The following is a 17,217-nucleotide window of genomic DNA, read 5'->3' as shown; positions in this document are numbered from 1 at the left end:
TGTTATCCTACCTCTCCGTCTTGTTGTATAATCTCAACCTCATCAGGACGATATACTGCAAGCAACTTGCCATCTGAGTCTGTGGCAAACAGCACGGAACGGTCTTTCTCCAGTTGGAACGTATATGAAACGCCAGAACGTTTGTCTCTTACTTGTACTTGATGATTCATTGAAGACTCTGATACAAACACAAATACATTCCCTTTTGGGAAACTCAGCTTCCGGCCGTAAATTCCCGCAATGTCTCCGCCAGATTTCCATTCCAGCTCCTCATGCACACCGGCAATATCGGTCGCATAACGATACAACGCTGCGAGCGGCTCATCCCGTCCGTTTAACTCCAGTGGTAGCGGCGTCCAGATCAACTTACCTTTTCCCCAGGTCTTAACAGTTACCTCATCCGGCTTGCTATAATCCCGACTAGATAAGGTCTCCTTCGCCACCTCAGCAATGCGACGCCGTCCATAAGTCACACGGTGATTTACTCCATTAAGACTTAACATCTCTTCCCGCTGTACGTTACCCAATGTGCGTTTACCTACGATATGATCCGCAAAGTCATTTGGCTTCCAGTAGGCATCCAACCCAAGTGGCCCAGTGATAAGCAAACTTATTCCTTTTTGCTCCGTAAACGCAAACAATTGACGCAATGCATCACGATCCATATTGTGTGCACTCGGTACAATCACTAGCTTCGGTGGTTGCTGCTCCAAAGCTTCGAGATGATACTCCGATACGGCACGGAATGGTAGTTTGAGATCATAAGACATCACACGCGTGAGCTTGGTTGTAGCATCATAAGCCAGGGAACGGTTCGAAAAGTCGTTAGAATATGGGAATACCACCGCAATCTCCTCAAGCTCTCGATCCTCGAAAAGATCACGAACCTGATCGATAAATCGACCGTAAGCGTACGATACATCCGCCTCCGGTTTCTCCGTACCATCTACACGAAGCGCTCCAATATGGGACTCATTCGCATTATCCATATAAAAGTTGGTGTTCCATATCCATTGCACCGCTCCTGCACCCCCTGTAGCAAACGCATAAGCGTATTTGCGTTCAAGAATGTGTTGAAGCTCGGCTTCTGTGCGTTTGGCTCTTCCATCCGGTGTCTCCACATACATAATGCCTGTCTCCTGAATGAGATTTGGCTTATGAGGCGTTTTGGTAAAAATACCATCCCAGATCAGATCATCGTTCAGCCACCAGGAATGCACTGTTGTGTAGTCCACCTCACGTTCATAAAAGAATGGCGAAGGACGCTGTGCGCCAAGAGCCTCGTCCTGTCCAACCGTGACCAGATGATTGGGCACCAGATCCTTAATTGCATGAACAAGCTCTTGAACCCATGCATTGTGCATCTCCATAGAAAAGAGACAATAATCAAGCCAGCGTGTTCCTTTCTTGGCCTTGTGCATATCCTGTACGTCAAAATTAATGTCTTCCGGCTCTGGAATGACTGCGGCTGCAAAATCAGGAAGCTGCTGAGGTGACATGTTCCATGCCTCCTGAAGCACTTCAATCGATTCATGCCGCTGTTGAAGCCACTTCACAAAAGCCTGCTGTTCATGCGAATCCCTAGCAGAACGTGGACCATCCGAGAAAATACGTACTGGATCGAACATGGATGGCTCGTTAATCAGATCCCAATCCACATGGGTCGTATGTTTATGTCGACTGACGATACTGCGGATAAACCGCTTCTGTGCCTCAACACTTTGTGGATCCAAATACGGATTCGTGCCTTCCCATGTCTCGGGTGTAAAGGAGAAGAACGTGAAGGTTACCTGCAAGCCGTGGCGCTTAGCCGTTAACAGGAAGGCATCAATCGCACGTAGCACATCCTCTGCCATATGACCATCCACCTGCATCATATTGCGATAGGCTGTCCAGATTCCTGTTCGAATCCAGTTAATTCCCGCTTTCGCCATCTGTCCCATATCCCGATCCCACACGTCCGCATTCGGCAGGAACAGAAATTTGCGTGCCACATCAGAGGTCATATAGGTCATACCAACCACAGGCAATGGCCGGCCGTCTTTTACAAAATAATCTCTACTGCGGGTGATAACTTCTCCCTCTTCAAGCAATGGAGCATCCTGTCCCCAGAAGCCTTGGCGCAGAATTCGCACTTCCCCGTCCGCTGCCTTCGCACGACATATGATGCGGTATAGTCCAGGCTGTACAGTAATTGGAAGGGGCAGGCGAATGAACTGCTGTTCACCGGAAAGCGCCATCTCGATCTGGTGACTCCATACGTTTTCGGATGTACCTTTTGCACGATCCTCCCGTTCAACCGTTACATCAAATGTCCACAATTCAGGCGAAGTACGTCTAAGTCCTGTACGATTCAAAATCTGGCCTTGGAGGGTCAAAACGGGCCGTTCATCAAGCTCGTAAGTAGCATAATTCGGTTTCAGAGACAGCTCGGTGACTCCTTGGGCACAGAACTGTGCCCATCTCAACATCTCCGTCGCACCATCCTGCTCCCAAAAGGAAGTTGTTAGTGGCACATGGACAAACATCCAGCGTGAACCGCTAAACGTACTGCGAGAATTTTCCCATAACACAACAGGAGCTGAGATTTTACGTTCATCCTTGCTCCATCCACACAGCAGCGGGTAGATCTGTGTACTCATCGTTCCAGCCGAACCCATCTGGTGAGGCAGATCACTGTTTTTGGTCGTGTGCGGAACTAGATTCCACGTGTCAGCGATCTGAAACAGTCCCTCTTTGCCAGCGAGAAGAGGAACTTGCTCCGTAGCAGCAATCGTTTGAACTTTGGCAGAAGATACGCTCAAAGCCTCATGAATGTATAGCTCTTGATGGTATGCCGTTTGCTCCGATTCCACGATCCATACTCCGGCCTCATCTCGCACAGGTCGCTTAAACGGCGCACCTCCGACACTGATCAGACTTCCCCCCTGCTGTAGGTACGCGATAATTGCTGTCCATGCTGACTTTGGAAAATAGGGTGCGTGCAGATTCACCAGACAGCCTCCACCCGCGGTGGAATTCAGCAACTCAGCCAGTTGATGCGCATCTGCAACAACAATCTCTTCTGTCTCTTGCCATGTATCCACAGCCTGCTTAGAAGGTAGACCACTCTCTACCGGAAAATTCGGGTCAGCAAAAATGATCAATTTGCGGTTATTCATCTGTGCATTGCTCATAGCAGGCCAGCCTTCATCGATTTATAAACCAACTGGGAGAACAAACTGTTCGACCATGCAAACCATTTTCGTGTAAAAATAGTTGGATCATCGGCATGAAAGCCTTCATGCATATAACCGGTGTCCGCATCCGTCGCTTCAAGCATACGAATGATCTCCAGCTTTTCCTCGTCTGATTGAGCAGTCAATCCTTGCATCGATAACCCCATATGCCAGATGTAATTCGGTGGTGTGTGCGGGCTACCGATTCCTTTGGCAACTTTGCCTTCATAATAGAAAGGATTCTCTTTGCTTAGAGCAAACCGGCGAGTATTTTGATAAATGGGATCATCCGCTGTGACATAACCGAGATATGGAATAGACATGAGTCCCGGTGTACCCGCATCGTCCATTAGACAATAATTCCCGTAGCCATCCGTTTCGTACGCATAGATGGGTCCAAATTCAGGATGACGGTAGATACCGTACAATTGAATGCCATGATCCACGTCCTGCTCCAGATCCTTAAGCTCCTGCAACAATGCCATATCTCTGAACACCCATTCCGCAAACTCCTGCATTTGACGCAAAGCAACAACCGCAAACATATTCCCCGGGATGTTGTAGTGGAAATCACACGCATCGTCACTGGAACGGAAGCCTGACCAGATCATTCCCGTATAATTCACAGGCATGCCTTTACCATGATTACGGAGAGAGTCTGTTGGGATGCCATTATTACGTGTGAAGCGATACGGTGATTGCTCCATATGGTGCTGTTCCACTTTGAACAGATCAACAATTTTACGCATCGCCGCCTTGAAGCTGGAATCAAAAATATCCGTCAATTCGGTTTCCTTCCAATATAAATACGCCAATCTCACAACGAAGCATAAGGAGTCAATCTCAAACTTGCGTTCCCAGACCCATGGTGACATGTCCGTCTCGTCCGTTGTGTTCCAGTGCCAGTCATTGGCTGTTTCGTTGAAGGCATTCGCATACGGATCAATGTGAACATATTGGATATGACGTTTAATCAGCCCACCAATAATGCGTTGCAGCTCCTCGTCTTCCTTCGCAAAGGGAATATAGTGAATTACCTGTTCAACGGAATCACGCAGCCAGGAAGCTGGAATATCTCCAGTGATCACAAACGTTGTACCATCCTCCATTAACTTCGTTGTTGTCTCAATGGTATTGGGAAAACAGTTCTTGAATAACTGAAGCAGCTTCGGTCGGTGAGCCAACTTCTGTTCCGCTTCTTCCAATACCGCTTGAATGGATTGTGGCAAAGCAACAGGTGGCATCGGTATTTTGGGTAATCGGAATTGTTCCATAGATAAGTGCGCTCCTTTAAATAAATTGAGTGATGTATATGAAAAGAGAAAAATCGTTCTCGTATAGAAAGTTCAAAACGTTTAGCGCAGTAGCACCGTTTTAATCTCGTAAGGCTCAAAGGTCAGTGTGATCTGACCATTGGTGATATCCAATGGCTCCCCAACCTCTTCCAAAGCGTTTGAGAGACAAGCTTGCTCACACCCTTGCGACCATTGCAGAGTTACACGTTCCCGTGTACCTGAAGATTCATAGAATCGAAGCACCTGGCCGTAGCCATTCTCTGCGGGTTTAACGGTATCCAGCACGACATGATGACTATCCAACTGAATCCAGCTTCCTCTTGCCGGGAGATCACCTTCGCTCTGTTCCGTATGCTGAACAGTTATTTCATGATTCAGTTCGGCTGCTTGACGGACGATATGTGCTTGTTGCCAATCTCCTTCATGCGGGTACAGAGAATAAGTGAATGTATGCTCTCCAAGGTCAGCCGTTCGGTCAGGCCATTTAGGAGCACGCAGTAGAGATAAACGCATCGTGCTGCCTTGCACGTCATAGCCGTATTTGCAATCATTAAGCAGGCTCACGCCATATCCATACTCCGATACATCTGCGAAACGGTGCCCACAAACTTCATATTGGGCTTGCTCCCAGCTTGTGTTACGGTGGGTTGGCCGCTCCAATGCACCAAACGGTATTTCGAATGTAGCCTTGGATGTTACTACGTCAATCGGGAAGCTGACTTTCAGCAGCTTATGGTCTTCATTCCAGTCGACATGGGTCTCAAAGTCGATCCGAGGTGAGTCGTGATAAAAGACAACATCCTGCGTAATCACCGATTGGTGAAGCTTCCATTGGAAGCGCAGTACATCCTTCGTTGTTCCCGCCAGCACCAGCTTTTTCTCCAACAGCTGCACTTCACCAGCGATCTGATCCTCATAACGGTTATCGATATCCCAAGCATCCCAGAGTGTCGGACGGTCATGGAAAAAGTAAAATTGATTGCCTCGTTCACCTGGCTTCAGTATCTCGCGCTCTGCGCGCTTATCCCATAAACGAGTGATCTCTCCGCGTTCGTTAAATTGTACATAGTAAAATGCCGTTTCCCATGTATCGTTAAAGCTCTGTTGTCCCGCGAGGATTGCCGATTCTCGCACATGTGTATCCCTAGTATTTTCCGGTACCAGCCAAATGGTCTTGTATCCAAACGCCGGGATATCTGTCACAAGAACAGACATGCTGTCCTCTTCCAGATCTAATCGCAAACGCTGACCTTCTCCATCTATGGCATATCGATCAAAGCCATCATGGAATGGAAGACGAACGAGTGCATTCCGTTTCCAACCGAGACTGTTAAATACAACGTAGGCTACAGAACCAGCTGGTCCTTGTGTGTCCATTCTCTTGATCAATGCTGTAATTCCTTGATGAAGAGCGGTTGTACCCAGTTCAAATACTTGCCTGTATTCCTCATCTGAGGTCACGTAAGATTCTGTAATGGCCGAGCCTGGAATAATATCGTGGAATTGATTCAGCAAAATCAGCTTCCAGCCATCATGTAGTGTCGAACGCATCTCAGCTTCCGTGTCTGCGCTCATATCCGGAAAAGCGAGAGTGCTCCATAACTCGGCTTCACGATACAGCACTTCTGCTTTGCGGTTATTGCGTTTGTTGCGTGCATGGGTCGTATAAGTTCCTCGGTGCAGCTCCAAATACAGATCGCCATGCCACTTCGGAAGAACTGGCTGTTCCTGTTCAATTCCAGCAAAAAAGGCTCCGGCTGTGCTATATCGACTTGCAGGCTGGCCTACCATAAGACTCGCCCGATCCACGTACTCCAGCATCTCGCGCGTTACCCCGCCACCACCATCACCGTGTCCATATAAGAGCATTTGCTCGGGATGTGCTGCTTTCTCCCGGTATGACTGCCAGTGCTCGTGGATATCCTTCGGCAAGGTATGTTCATTGACGCCATGATTGAGGTAAGACAAAATCGCTGTACCGTCTATACCAACCCAGTGAAAGAGATCATAGGGGAACACATTCGTGTCATTCCAGCCCAGCTTCGTGGTCATAAAATAATCGACATTGCCATGCTTCAGAATCTGGGGGAGAGAAGCACAATACCCGAAAGTATCAGGCAGCCACTCGATATTTGATGTCTTGCCAAACTCCTCCATGTAGAAACGTTGACCATATAACATCTGGCGAATCAAGGATTCACCACTTGGGATATTCAGATCTGGCTCAACCCACATGCCACCAACTAACTCCCACCGACCCTCCGCAATCCGCTGCTTCACCCGTTCATATAGCTCGGGATCATGCTCTTTCAGGAAGGCATACAGCAAAGGTTGGCTCTGGGAATACACATATTCAGGGTATTCATTCATTAGAGCATCCACGGTAGAGAACGTCCGACTTGTTTTGCGCACCGTCTCGCGTACAGGCCACAGCCAAGCAATATCAATGTGCGACTGTCCCACCATATGCTCCAGCCCTTCCGCATTACCGCCGATCTGATGTACTTGATGCCTCAGGCTCTTCTCAATCTGACGAATGTGTTCTTCCTGCCTGATCTCTTCATTAGTTAAACCAACGAATTGATCCATGGATTGATACAATGCTTCCAGTAACCTTACCCGCCGAAAGTCACTCTCGGGCAGCAATGTCGCCGAATCACGTACAATAATGACCGTGTACATCAGACTACGAACTGCTTCGTTCGGTCTCACCAGCAAGCTGGTAATCGAAGTTATCGGTGGTTGAATAACCGCTTGTTGATTCAAGGGATCTACAGGTTCAGGTACTGGATCAAACATCTCAATCTCAAGTTCAGGTGAGATGCCGACTTGGGACGGATCAAGCGTAACGTAGGTATGATTACGATCCAGCCCTTGATATGAGCGTCCATTTACCCGTAACAAACCTTCTCCTCCAGTTTCAAAGACCAATCCGTACGGTGCATCCCGCCAAGAGTCAGGAATCTCTAAACGTGTTCTGAAGAAATAGGTTGTTCCCTGCTTGCTCGGAAACCGCTCAAAATCCTGCCCTTCCAGATACACACCCTGATCCTTGTAGTCTCCCGGCACATTATAATAAGCACGGTGAATGTCCCAACTGCGCAACTGCAATTGCTCCAGCCACTGCTGCTCGGATAACTCGCGAATAAATCGTCTGATACGTTCCAAGATTTACGCCTCCTCTACGGTCAGCTCGACCATCTGGGTATCGTTTACGTTGCGACCGATATGAATGTGGAATTGTCCTGCTTCAACAACAGGCTTCAGATCGCGTCCAATATATTGAAGCTGCTCTGCCCCAATACCAAATTCAATATTCCGGGTCTCACCCGGCTCTAAATTCACTTTGACAAACCCCTTAAGTTCCTTCGCTGGCCGGGTGATGGAGCTTATGACATCGGAAATGTACAGTTGTACTACCTCGGCTCCCGCACAGGTGCCTGTGTTAGTCACATGCACCGATACGGTGACTGAATCACCCGTAGTCATGGAATTCATGCTAAGCTTTGGCGCGCTGTATTCAAATGACGTGTAACTGAGGCCATATCCGAATGCGTAACGTGGCTGCAGATCCTCTTCTAGATAACGCTTGCCACGAGATCGTTTACCGTTATAGTAGACTGGTAGCTGACCCACATGCTTGGGGATGGAGATTGTCAAACGACCTGATGGATTCACGTCACCAAACAGAATGTCAGCAATCGCATGTCCTCCCTCTTGACCTGGGTACCATGCCTCCAGAATGGCATCGGCATGTTCGTCAACCCACGGTTCTGCAATAGGACGACCATTGATGTAGACCACAACCAGTGTTTTTCCAAGTTTATGGATCTCCTGAATGAGTTCCAGTTGTACACCGGCAAGTCCTAAGGTCATGCGATCAATACCTTCACCGCACTCCATATCATTCCATGTGTTATCGGACACCCTCGAAGCTCCCGTCTTCAGGTCAATCGTGCCCTCTCCAAAATCACGAGCGCTGGATCCACCCACGACCATAATCACGGTATCTGCTTTGCTTGCAACCTCTATAGCCCGCTCAAAACCTTCTCTTGAATCCCCTCTAATCCGACAACCTGGTGCATAGAGCACTTGCTCCGAGGGCTGCACCGTCTCAGAACACATGAACTTGCTTCGAATACCATCCAGTACAGTCTGCACTTTGGACTTCGGTTGGGGCGATGTGTAGTCGCCAAGCTGATTATAAGCATGATCCGCATTGGGCCCAATAACGGCAATCCGTCCCGTCGTTGCTGTTGATAACGGGAGTGTAGCGGCTTCATTTTTGAGCAACACAACTCCTTCCGCTGCCAATTGATGAGCCAGCTTGATATGCTGCTCATTGCCAATCACTTCTGTCGCTTGATCAGCATCCACATATGGCTGCTCGAATAGCCCTAATCTGAACTTCAATGCCAGTACACGACGGACAGCCTGATCCAGAACTTGTACTTCAAGCTTCTCCTCTGCCACAGCCTGCTCCAGATATTGTCCAAACATCTCGCCTGACATTTCCATATCAATACCCGCCTGAATCGCTTGAACCGATGCATGCAATCCGTCGGATGCAACGTCATGCCCACTGGCTAGCATGTTAATTGCACCGCAATCTGTAATGACCAGACCCTCGAAGCCCCAATCTTTACGCAATACGCCATCGAGTAATTCGTTATTTACCGTACAAGGTATACCATCAATTTCGTTGTAAGCCGGCATAATAGAGGCTGCACCAGCCTCCACCGCTTTGCGAAAAGGATATAGATCGACTTCCAGCAGCTCACGCCAGCCCATATGTACAGGCCCTGCATTACGCCCGCCTTCTGAGCTGCCATAACCAACAAAATGCTTCAATGTCGCAGCCACCGCGTCTTCCTGGTCAAGGCTCTCACCCTGAAGCCCCTGCACCGAAGCAACGGCCAATTCCCCAATGAGGTACGGATCTTCACCGAAACATTCTTCGGTACGTCCCCAGCGTGGGTCACGCACGACATCCAGTACCGGTGAGTACGTGACTGCGCCGCCTTGGGCACGAGTCTCTCGTGCCACCGCCCGACACATCTCTCGATACAGTTCTACGTTCCAGGTGCTCCCGAGCAGAAGAGGAACTGGAAAGACGGTTCCATCAATCGCCATATGCCCATGCGAGCATTCTTCACCGATGAGGATGGGAATGCCCAGTCTAGAATGTTCTACAGCATAACGTTGGATGAGATTAACTGCTTCTGCCCCTTCTCTCGCACATAACCCGTTCTCTAGCGTAACGCCAGTCCATGGGTCTGCCCGAAGTGCACCATAGAGGGAGCCGATGCCCCCCTGTTCTACTTGCTGCTTGAAGGAATCACTCAGCGTGATGTGACCCTCGTTATTCGTATAGGTCTGCCAACCAAAGGGTTGAACTAGCTGCCCGATCTTTTCCTCAATCGTCATTAGACTCAGCAAGTTCTCTACCCGTTCAGCCACCGATTTACTGGCGTCCTTATAAATCATCATCCTGCATCTCTCCAATCCTATCGAGTGATTCGGTTATTCTTTTACTGCTCCCACTGTCAATCCTTGCACGAAATAACGCTGGAAGAATGGATAAGCGAATATAATCGGCAACGTTGCAAGCACAACCATCGCCATACGGGACGTATCCTGTGGAATGGACTGCATCGCTGCCAGACTCATTGAACTGTTGGCCGAGTTTTGCTGGATAAACTGGATGCTTGATTCAATCCGCATCAGCATCGATTGCAGAGGAACCAGATTAGGGTTATCAATGTACAAGAGCGCATTAAACCAATCGTTCCAGTAACCGAGTGTACTAAACAGTCCAATGGTCGCGAGACCTGGCAAGGACAATGGAATCACGATTTTCAAAAACGTATAAAATTCGCCTGCGCCATCAATTCTTGCTGACTCAATAACGGCATCCGGCACACTCGTAGAGTAGAATGTACGCAGAATCATAATGTAGAAGGCGTTCATCGCAAGCGGCAGTATGAGTGCCCATACGGTATCCTTTAGTTGAAGCAATTGGGATACTACCATATAGGTCGGGATCATCCCGCCGTTAAACAACATCGTCAGAATCGCAAAAATGGAGAAGAATCTCCGATAACGGAAGCTCTTGCGTGAGATTGCATAAGCATACAGAGACATCAGAATTAGACTGATGATCGTACCAAGCACGGTCACCAAAATAGTCACGCCATAAGCACGTAGCAATGTGTCGCCACTCTGCCAGACAAACTGATAGGCCGCTAGGCTCCACTCTGCAGGAATCAGTCGGTACCCGTCACGAGCCAGCACCTTCTCGTCCGTAAACGAGATAATCACGACAAAAATAAACGGAAATACACAGATCAGAGCGAATAGACCGGCAATGAGGTTCATCATCACGTTCCAGCCACTGGATACATGGTGGAAGTCGCGTTTTTTTACAAGTTGAGCTTGAGCCATAATGGTTCACTCCTTTCCCGTGTTCTAGAATAAACTGCTATCTTTATCAATTTTGCGAACGACATAGTTGGAGATGATGACAAGCACAAAGCCCACAACGGATTGATACAATCCTGCTGCTGTACTCATTCCAATCTCCCCGCTTGTTTTCAAGCCACGATAGACATACGTATCAATAACGTTCGTAACCGAGAAGAGTGTACCGGAGTCCCTTGGCACCTGATAGAACAGTCCAAAGTCGGCATAGAAGATGCGGCCTACGGCCAGCAAGGTCATAATGGTAATGATTGGTGACAGCAATGGGATCGTAATGTTGCGAATCTGCTGCCATTTGTTCGCTCCATCAATCATGGCTGCTTCATACAGCGAACGATCAATCCCCAGAATAGATGCCAGATACACGATGCTGTTGTAACCAATGGTTTTCCATAATGCGACGAAAATCAGAATATACGGCCAATACTTAGCCTCGGAGTACCACTGAATCGGTTCCATTCCAAACCAGCCAATAATCTGATTCAACATCCCTCGATCCATACTCAGGAAGCTGAATACGAAGTAACCAACGATAACCCAGGACAGAAAGTAGGGGAGAAACATCCCCGTTTGATATAACTTCGCTAGCCGTTTATTAATGAGCTCCGAGAGTAAAATCGCTAGCCCTACTGCAAAAACCAGCCCTAAAAAAATAATGACGATATTATAAAAAAGGGTATTTCGCGTAATCAGCCATGCGTCATTGGTGCTGAACAGAAATTTGAAATTATCCCAGCCTACCCACTCACTCTTCATCAGGCTTGCCCAGAAGCCTTCGCGACTGACTCGATATTCCTTGAATGCAGCCACCGTGCCCACGAGTGGCAGATAAGAGAAGAAGAAAAACCAGATGGCACCAGGCAGTACCATGAACAGCATGACTCGGTTTTTAATCAGATTTTTCAAAAATGTAGTCATTGTGGATATCCTCCTTCAAGCTCTGAATAAAAAAAGATCGGACGCGATAAGCAGCCGCCCGATCCTTACGAATTACGTTTACTTGTTTTCCGCTCTCCAGGCGTCCAGTTGGCTTTGGGCTTCAGCCATTACCTTCTCCAGTCCGGCTTGATTGAATTTCTCAATCACTTGATCCAGATTGGTTGCCGGGTCTAGTGTACCTGTCATCAAAGCTGCCCAATATTGCTCTTTCACGTTCTGTACTGCCGTAAGTTCGGCGGATACATTGCTTGCATCAAAGTTGAAGCTGAGGATTGGAGAATTCACACCTTCAGCATTAAACTTTTTGAACTCATCCCATTTGTTGTCCGGGTCATTGCTGTTCAGATACAGCAGCATGTTATTCCCAAGGGAGTATGAAGGCATATCGTAGTTTTTCGATTCAGGCAGATTCTCCATGTGGGTGTCATCTACTTTTTTGTAATGCGTGCCCTCGATCCCGGAGTCAACCATATTGCGGAGAACCGGATCTGTATTCAGCAGGTTCAAGAATTCCATCGCTTTCTCTGGATATTCCGAGTTTGCTGAGATTGCCATAATCGATCCTTGTACCGATGTATTCGTAATAATTGCATCACTTGCTGGTGTGGAAACGACTGGATATCCATAGCTTGCAGACCATTGGTTATCTGCCATCGGCTGTGTCTGTGCACGATCTAGGAACCAGTTGCCTGATGTCGTGAGATCGTTCGTAGATCCCGTCGTTGCAGCTTCTGGGGACACATAACCTGCCTTATAATATTTATTCATAGTGGTAAGTGCTTCTTTCATCTCAGGTGTTTCTAAGATGTTCACAAGTTTGTAGTCGGTTGTATCCAGTTTGATTGCCATCGGTAGATTCTGGATCACATAGTCATATGGCACATAAGGGACATAGTTCTTATCCATAGCAAACGGTGTAACACTTGGCTCATTTTCCTTGATCGTTTTGAGCAATGGCTCTAAACTGTCTAACGTACGAATGCCGGACATATCCAGCTTGTATTTATCTAGCAAGGTTTGGTTGAAACGCCATACTTCTTGCTGTGGCAACTCTTTGTTGGCTGGAATACCGTAATTGTGTCCGTCTACCTTGGAGCCACTAAGGAAGGCCGGATCGATTGTATCCGTCAGCTCTTTGCCGTATTCAGGAAGCAGCTCATCTAGCTCCATGAACGCACCTTTTCTTGCATTTAGGACATAATCGAATCCGCCAGAAGCAGTAAACAGAATATCCATAGGTTCACCTGACGCTACGTTCACCTGCATCTTCTGTGGATAATCACCCCAGTCAACCATCTTCATTGTTACTGTGGCATTAATCTTTTCTTTGGTGTACTTGCTAACTTCCTCCATAACCTTATTAACATCCTTTTGCGGTGTACCAATGGTGTACCAGATCAACTCGACCGAGTCGTCTCCCGCTCCTCCGGATTCAGAGGCCTCTTTGCTCCCCCCGCATGCACTAAGAACAAGCGTAACAGCCATTAACAATGCAAGAACGAGTGAGAAACGTTTTTTTGATTTACTCATTTTATGACCCTCCCTTTTCGTGTTCCCTTCAGCGCTACAAACTAACTACATTAACCTTATCGAATGAAAGCATTTACAAAAAGAAGATAAACTTAAGGTTTCGAGGTACAAATTAAAGAGAAACAGGTTCAATCATTCAAATTTTTGTTTTTTAATAAAACGCTTACACAAAAGAGACATGCCAGGTAACATATGGCCTATGATTCTTTTCATGCCACTGTTTTATCTGAATGTCTTTTTCATCCTGTTACTTTGCTGTCCCATTCGTCGCTAATTCTACATTATCCAAACACTTTAAAATCAGTCGGTGAAATACCTACATACTTGCGGAATTGTTTGTAAAAATATCCTGTCTCCCAATACCCTACATTCCGAGCGATCTCATGCACCTTCAGATTGGAATTACGTAACTGCTCCTTCGCACGTTCAATCCGGTATTTATTGAGGTATTCAGCAAATGTCTCTCCTGTCTCCTTATGAAACAATTGCCCCAGATACACGGGATGCAAATGATAATGGGCTCCTAGCAGTTTCAAGGAGAGCTCGTCTGCGTAATGTTTGTCGATATGCTGAAGCACCTGATTCACGATCGGATTCTTCAAATCCTGTAGCAAGGACTGGATGGTCTTTAGACCCACCTCCTGAAGAGCTAACACTAGTTCATCAAAGGTGTTGCTATCTAATACAAGACGAAGCCCCTCCTGATACATCGCCGTTTCATCTGAATGTTTAATGGCCTCTAGCTCCATTTTGAAACGAATAACGACTTCCAATGCGGTATTCTGAAGCTCCGCTGGCGTAAGTCCATCACGGTGTTGTTCAAAATCTGTGCGAATGCGGTTAGCGAGCTGTTCAACATTGCGGGACAGAATAAGCTTGGCATATTCCCTCCAATCAATAAAGAACGTAGCTGCATGATCTTCGCATTTGTCTAACATCGCATAATCAATAATTTTCAGATCGGGATAGATCATGACATACTGAAGTGCTGTCTTGGCATCTGCATAACTGGACGGCGCATGATATAACCCTTGCATCAATCGTCCCATCCCGATCCGCACTGATGGATGTGTTACTGAGATCGCTTCATATAAGTTCTCTAGCCCCTCCATCAATTTCTTTTCCTCATCTGCATGCCCATCCATATTAGCTATGATGACGATATCTCCGTCCATATCATGGAACACGTTGAGATGAGGCTTAACGCCTAGCAGCCGCCCCACTTGTTCAAACATGTCTGAGTTTTGTCCTTGATCTTTATTACGCAAGATGGCGACTGCAACATATGACGCTTCCAGCGAAATGTTCATAAACCGGGCACGTTCCTCAAATTCAGTATCTGCAATCTGTCCTGTTAACCAGCGGTGAAGGATATTGTCCTTCAGAATCTGAATACCATAGGCGTCATTATTTAGTTTAGGTGGAACTGCACGATCTAGCTTGGAAGCTGTATTGGTCAGCGTCGATTCCAATTCTTCCACATTAATGGGTTTGAGCAGATAATTTTCAATGCCAAGTTTCATGCCTTCTTTTAAGTATTCGAATTCATTGAAACCACTTAAAATAATCACTTTAACCTCAGGTTGCAGCCGTCTTGCTTCGCGAATCAGATCTAGGCCATTCATAATGGGCATCGATATATCCGTAATGAGAATGTCCACAGATTGAGAAGAAAGTGCTTCAAGCGCTGCTTGCCCATTACCCGCATGGTTTACGATCTCCAACCCAAATGAAGACCAGTCCACAATATCGTATAGCCCTTCAATGATGAAAGGTTCATCATCTACAATAAAAACTTTATACATATTACTCACCTGCCCTTTCTGTATGTGGATAACGCACCGTGATTGTTGTCCCTTCTCCGAAAGTGCTCTCAATCGTAATTCCGAACTCTGGTCCATATAAGTAGCGCAACCGACTATGGACACTTCGCAATCCAAACATCTGACCTGACTCCTCGGGACGTTCCAACTCTTCCATGATCTCTGTCAGGCGTGAAGGCTCAATGCCCTTTCCGTTATCCCTGACCTCTACCTGTAGGATATCTCCTTTCTCTTGCACAACAATGGATAACCGATTGTCAGAGCGTTCTGTGCGAATTCCATGAACGACGTAATTTTCAATAATCGGCTGTAAAGAAAGCTTAACCACGGGATGCTGATAAAAAATAGAATCGATCTGGATCGTATAGACGAATATATCCTTGTAGCGGATGCGGAATAGCTCCAGATATAAGCGACAAGCCTCCATCTCATCCTTTAACGTGTAGTTTTTCTTCTGTTGTACCAAGCTCTTGAACAATACAGACAGACTATAGATCATCTCACCCACATCTCTAGCTCCCTGAGATATAGCCCTCATCCGAATGACTTCAAGCGTATTATACAGAAAGTGCGGGTTAATACGTGCCTGTAGCGCAACGAGTTCGGTCTCCTTCTGTTTGATCTCAGCTTTGTACACTCGCTCAATGTATAGATTGAGCTCGTCCAACATATCGTTGAAGCTATGCGAGATTTGCCCAAGTTCATCATCCCTTGCGTCATCAATACGCGCTTGCAAGTTCCCGTATTTTACTTTTTGGGTGAAGCGAATAATTCTTCGGGTACGCTTCGCAAAGTTGATAATGAAAAATGCCGGAACGAGTACAGCGAACAAAAGACATACGATACTAATGGAAACGATGGTATTTCGAATACCCGCGTAAGCTTCAGCCATTTCTTCCACAGGAACTGTGCCAATGACGACATAGCCTTGATCAGCCGAGACAAACTTATTGACGTACATGTTCTGCTCTTTCTTCATCTCGTCCATATCCGTCTGGTCAAACAGTGAGTCAGCCATATTCACGTAAGGGTACTTCTTCCCGTAATAATTGTTGTTAGAGTCAAATAACACGGTGCCTTTGGCGGATAACACCACGATATCTCCCTTTAAATTGCTGTCATAGTTATCGAGCGCATTACCGATTCCTTTTGAATCATAGAACACAAGAAACTGCCCGAGATTGCGAAGCGTCTGCGTATCATTAATCGGAACACGAATGGCATACAATGCAGGGTCCCATTGATTGATCTCTTTACGAATCCATAGATTCGGTGCACTGATATTGGGTGTTTCCATCGCCATCACGTCAGGAATGTAAGAGTGCGCTGCATTGGTACTCAGCTTGCGGAACGGTTTGTTTTGATTAAAGACAGACAGGTCCTGCTGCTCAGCACTATATAACATCAGATGATGAATTTCTGAATTGCGATCCATGATATTCTGGAAATGTTTAAGCACATCTGCCGAATAATCATCCTGATTGGCATAATAACCATTCGTTAAATGTTGAACATACTCCGCATATGTGTAATTCATCAGATAAGTGATGTTGGCGGATAATGCCTCATTCTGATGCATGTCCCTCACCATGTTTTGCACCGCTTCAAATTGCTGATGAATGGTTCGATCCACATGCTCCATCGCGGCTTTCTGAATGGCTAACTCCCTGCGAATAGTCGAGTCGGATACCGATAGAAAGATAAGATAAGACAGCGTTATGATCGTAACAATTGAAATCATCGAGAAGATGAACAGCATTTTAATAAACATATTATTTTTGAAGAAATTATTGTAAACGCTAACAATTTTCAAGTCGCGGGTTCCCTCCGATGCTGTTTTTCTGTATTGAATTATATCATTCGCCCCCTGACATAGACCGGACACCTTGAATTTTTCTTTAATTTATACATATGTTTCTTTAATTTCGCCCT

General features: G+C 46.7%; 9 protein-coding genes. All 9 read right to left on the bottom strand.

Annotated elements, in window-relative coordinates; all coding sequences use genetic code 11:
• Window positions 1-2: 2 nt before the first annotated feature.
• Complete coding sequence (locus M3636_RS22755) at window positions 3-3,161, bottom strand: beta-galactosidase (protein ID WP_251384131.1); 3,159 nt, start codon at window positions 3,159-3,161, stop codon at window positions 3-5.
• An 11-nt stretch (window positions 3,162-3,172) separates the two neighbouring features.
• The gene (locus tag M3636_RS22750) at window positions 3,173-4,492 is read right to left on the bottom strand and encodes a glycoside hydrolase family 125 protein (RefSeq protein WP_251384130.1); all 1,320 of its coding nucleotides are present in this window, start codon (window positions 4,490-4,492) and stop codon (window positions 3,173-3,175) included.
• Window positions 4,493-4,573: 81 nt separating this feature from the next.
• Window positions 4,574-7,681 (bottom strand): alpha-mannosidase, encoded by a 3,108-nt coding sequence (locus tag M3636_RS22745; RefSeq protein WP_251384129.1) that lies wholly within the window; start codon window positions 7,679-7,681, stop codon window positions 4,574-4,576.
• A 3-nt stretch (window positions 7,682-7,684) separates the two neighbouring features.
• Window positions 7,685-10,003, bottom strand: coding sequence for a glycoside hydrolase family 3 N-terminal domain-containing protein (locus M3636_RS22740; protein ID WP_251384128.1), 2,319 nt, complete (start codon window positions 10,001-10,003; stop codon window positions 7,685-7,687).
• Window positions 10,004-10,036: 33 nt separating this feature from the next.
• On the bottom strand, window positions 10,037-10,957 hold the full coding sequence (locus M3636_RS22735; protein ID WP_251384127.1) for a carbohydrate ABC transporter permease: 921 nt from the start codon (window positions 10,955-10,957) through the stop codon (window positions 10,037-10,039).
• A gap of 24 nt (window positions 10,958-10,981) precedes the next feature.
• The gene (locus M3636_RS22730) at window positions 10,982-11,911 is read right to left on the bottom strand and encodes an ABC transporter permease (RefSeq protein ID WP_251384126.1); all 930 of its coding nucleotides are present in this window, start codon (window positions 11,909-11,911) and stop codon (window positions 10,982-10,984) included.
• A gap of 78 nt (window positions 11,912-11,989) precedes the next feature.
• Window positions 11,990-13,462 carry an ABC transporter substrate-binding protein gene (locus M3636_RS22725; RefSeq protein WP_145408689.1) on the bottom strand — a complete coding sequence of 491 codons (1,473 nt, stop codon included), beginning with the start codon at window positions 13,460-13,462 and terminating at the stop codon, window positions 11,990-11,992.
• Between the two features lie 281 nt (window positions 13,463-13,743).
• Window positions 13,744-15,267, bottom strand: coding sequence for a response regulator transcription factor (locus M3636_RS22720; RefSeq protein ID WP_251384125.1), 1,524 nt, complete (start codon window positions 15,265-15,267; stop codon window positions 13,744-13,746).
• Between the two features lies 1 nt (window position 15,268).
• Window positions 15,269-17,098 (bottom strand): sensor histidine kinase, encoded by a 1,830-nt coding sequence (locus tag M3636_RS22715; RefSeq protein WP_483311539.1) that lies wholly within the window; start codon window positions 17,096-17,098, stop codon window positions 15,269-15,271.
• Window positions 17,099-17,217 lie beyond the last annotated feature (119 nt).

It is taken from the genome of Paenibacillus sp. MER 99-2, from assembly GCF_023714095.1.
GTDB lineage: Bacteria > Bacillota > Bacilli > Paenibacillales > Paenibacillaceae > Paenibacillus.
Note: the sequence above shows the minus strand (reverse complement) of the source record. Positions and strands in the feature narration are given on the sequence as shown.